Raw genomic sequence first — 3,954 nt, 5'->3', positions numbered from 1 at the left:
CAGATTCACCCACCCCTTATGTGCCAGCATTGCCCCTTTTGGCCGGCCGGTAGAGCCCGACGTGTAAATGACGTAGGCCAGATGATTTTCTGTCAGGGGCACCGGGCGATGAACAATATTACCGGCGGGCAGGTTTTGCACATGCGACTGTACCGTGTCGGAATCCAGACAGATAACGCGTTGCTGGCTGAGGGGTAATTTATCCACCAGTGCTGTTTCGGTCAGGATAAATTCCGCCCCGCTGTGCACCAGCATATATTGCAGGCGGGCTTGCGGGTAACTGGCATCCAGCGGCACATAAGCGCCGCCGGCTTTGAGAATACCCAACAGGGCAATCACCGTTTGTAACGACCGGGGAAGGCAAATGGCCACCAGAGTATCTGGCCGGATACCTTGTTCAATCAGGTAATGAGCCAACTGATTGGCCTGAGCATTAACGGCCTGATAACTTAAAGTTTCCTCCCCAAAAACCAGCGCGGTTTTTTCAGGATCCAGGGCCGCCTGTTCTTCAAACAGTTCATGGAAGCACCGCCCTGATGGATAATGATTCTGTGGCCCCTTTAATTTATGCAGTAAGGTCTGTTTTTCAGCTTCTGCCAATAATGGGAGTTCATGAACGGAGGGCTCTTTATCGATTGAATGGGTGCTCATGACTTCAACAATGCTGGTCAACAAGGTTTCGTAATTGGCAAGTAATCTGTCGATGGTAGCATTATTAAATAGGCTGGTATCAGCAATCCAGATGATAGATAATTCATTTTCCTCTTCATACACATGAACTTCCAAATCAAATCGTGTGGTCATAAACACGTTTTTTTCATCTGCAATAATATTATCTTGTTTCAGCGTTGTATCCTGTTGGTTGTTCTGGACAACAAACAGGATTTGGAAGATGGGATTATGGTTTAGGTTCCGTTCCGGGCTGATTTTTTCTACCAACATCTCAAACGGCAAATCTTGATATTCGTAAGCATCCAGGATGGTGTGGCTGTTTTGTTTTAATAATTCACTGAACGTCGGCTGGCCGGATAAATCGGTTCGGATAACCAGTGAATTCACAAAAAAGCCGATTAGAGGTTCAATATCAGGATGTTGTCTGCCGGCAATTACTGTTCCAACCAAAATATCTTTTTCATTACTGTAGCGGCTCAGCAATACGGTAAAAGCCGTTTCCAGAAACATAAATAGTGTCACTTTATGTTTGGTACATAATGCTCTGATTGCTTGAGTAAGACGCGCTGAAATGCGCTGTGGATGAAGCCGTCCGTCGAAATTTTGTTTCTTCGGACGTGGGTTATCCAGAGGCACACGATGGCATGGCGAAATACCCGCTAACTGGTTCTGCCAATAAGTCTGCTGTTTTTCCAGCATCTCACCTTGCAGCCAGTTCCGTTGCCACTGGGCGTAATCGGTATACTGAATTTTCAGCGGCGGGAGTGGATTAACTTCACCTCGACAAAAAGCCCGATACAAGGTAAGGAGCTCACTGAGAAATATAGGTATTGACCAGCCATCGCAAGCGATATGGTGTATTGTATACAAAATCGCGTAATCATCTTCCGCCAATTTTATTAAACGGACACGCAGCATCAGATCCGTGCGAAGGTTAAAAATCAAATTCTCTTCTGCCTTACCGAGTTGTTTTACTTGATCGTTTTTTTCAGTTTCAGAAAGTGCAGATAAATCATAATGTGTAATCGGTAAATCGTAATCAGTAGCAATAAATTGCCGCGGTTCATCATTGATGGTTTGAAAATGGGTACGCAACACTTCATGCCGTTCGAGTAACGCCTGAATAGCTGCTTCAAATGCTTTAATGTTAACAAGCTCCCGCAGCCTGAAATTTCCTGTACAGTTATACTGAAGGCTGTCTCCATCCAGTTGATCAATAAACCATAAACGTTGTTGAGCAAATGAAAGCGGATAGTGTTCCGCGTTACCATCACGCGGAATATCTTGCAACCAATGTGTCTGAGTTTCTTCTGTATTAACCTGACTCAGGAATTCAATCAACTCTTGCTTGTAATGTTTCCATTCACTGAGCAATTCCGGTGGAGTACTGTCACGGAAGGTTTCATATTGTAAGCGATTATCTGCTACAAACAGCGTGATCCCTTGACTTAAAGCTTCATTGACAATTTGCACAGCCTTTTTCATATATCACCTTTCAGTAATTTTTGTGTCGTTTCTTGCTCAGTCTGGAAATGTTTTCTGTTTCCTTTAACAAGATGAACTGTGACTATTTGTGATAACTGCTCAAGTGTTGGATATTCAAAAATACTTCTTAACGGTATTTTGACGTTTAATTCATTGCGTATCGAACTGATCAGGCGCGTCGCCTGGAGTGAATGTCCACCTTGTGTGAAAAAATTGTCATAAATCCCCACTTGGCTGACATTCAACAATTCCTGCCATAATTGACTGATTTTTTGTTCTATTTCATTTCTTGGGGCAACATAATCTTGTCTACGCAAATCACTTTCATTTGGGATCGGTAGCGCTTTTTTATCCACTTTATTGTTCAATGTGAGTGGCATACGCTCCAGCGTGATATAGAGATTAGGCACCATATATTCTGGCAGTTGTTTTTTCAGAGCGGATTCAAGCAGTTCTGAAAGTTCACTATTCATCGCGGCGATCTGCGGGTAGTTCGCCAAATGGGTTTGACTATAATGGGTTCGAGACTGAACAGGTGGCAATTCACCCCGGCTGAAAATGACATCCAACAAGTCAGGTCGTTGTTGTGACCATGTCACACCACACTGATAACCACACTGTTCGGCATAATGAAGCAAAGACTCCAATGCCTGAACTTGCTCCGTTGCTTGCGGAGAAAAACCGCCTGCATATTCTGACGGTGATATCATCTGATTGGCTGGCCAATGACGTAGCCCTTCCGCTAAGTCAAAATCATCTTTGATGCGGGCATTAGGTATGCCTGAAATACCGAATGTCGGGTCTATCCCTGCCTGCAATAAATCACGCAGATTTTCCAGAGTAGAGAAATCGTACCAATTGCAAGATAGATCATCACAAGATGTCGTCTGCTCGTTTCTCTTATGCAGAATGACATCATACCGATAGCGCAGCATTTCATTATCACCGATGCCACGTTTGACCAAAATATCAACCCGGCTAATTTCAGGATAACGTGTTGGTAACTGGGTAAAATAGGTTGGGCTAAGCAGCAATTCGGGTTCTTGTTGTAATCGCCGCTGAATACGATTTGCCAATGTACTGACTTCAATGCGTTGCCCATTCAGGTGACCTTGCTCAATGGCCGTGACATGTGCAGTTAATAGATCTAAGTTACGAATATCTCCCAACAAGACTTTTCCGCCTGCCTCCATGATTGACAGTAGCTGAGTAAGCACTTTTTCCAGGTATTGAACATTGGGGAAGGATTGCACAACGGAGTTCATTACAACGGTATCGAACTGATCAGGCGTGGTTGTGCCCAAATTCAGTGCATCCCCCCTTCTTAGTTCTACGTGCGACCAGCCACGCTGTTGCAAAATCTTTTGGTGACGATCCAAGACTGCCGCTGAAATATCAGTGACCAGTACCGATTCACACTGAGCCGCATAATGGTACAACAAGTCACCTGTCCCACAGCCGATTTCCAGTAAGCGACGGGGACGCAAGGATTCAATTCGCTGTACAGTGCCTGCCCGCCACTCTTTTATTTGGTCCAGCGTAATGGGCTGACCGGTATAACTGTTTATCCAGCGACTGGAATCCGTGTCTGAATCTACTACTCCATTATTGTCATGATGGGTATTTTCCGATGTAGATTGTCCTTCAAAGACATTTTTCCTGTTTTCAATATAGCTCTCATTCAATGCCGTCACTTTTTCGTCTAACCACGCCGTTGTGGGACTGATATAAGCAATGAGTTTTTGATTTTCGCCTTGACTATACATGCTTACCACTGCATGACTCACAATATCATTG

2 protein-coding genes are annotated in these 3,954 nt (G+C 44.3%); both read right to left on the bottom strand.

The window, feature by feature from the left end; genetic code table 11:
* A partial coding sequence (locus ABLA85_RS08300) for a condensation domain-containing protein (RefSeq protein ID WP_367963041.1) occupies positions 1–2,157 on the bottom strand: 2,157 nt, incomplete at its 3' end.
* Positions 2,154–3,954: methyltransferase (locus ABLA85_RS08295; protein WP_367963039.1), on the bottom strand; the 1,801-nt coding region annotated here is incomplete at its 5' end. The genes ABLA85_RS08295 and ABLA85_RS08300, both read right to left, overlap by 4 nt.

Source organism: Xenorhabdus sp. SGI246 (assembly GCF_040838225.1).
GTDB lineage: Bacteria > Pseudomonadota > Gammaproteobacteria > Enterobacterales > Enterobacteriaceae > Xenorhabdus > Xenorhabdus indica.
The sequence above is the reverse complement of the archived record's forward strand: the minus strand, read 5'-3'. Positions and strand labels throughout refer to the sequence as shown.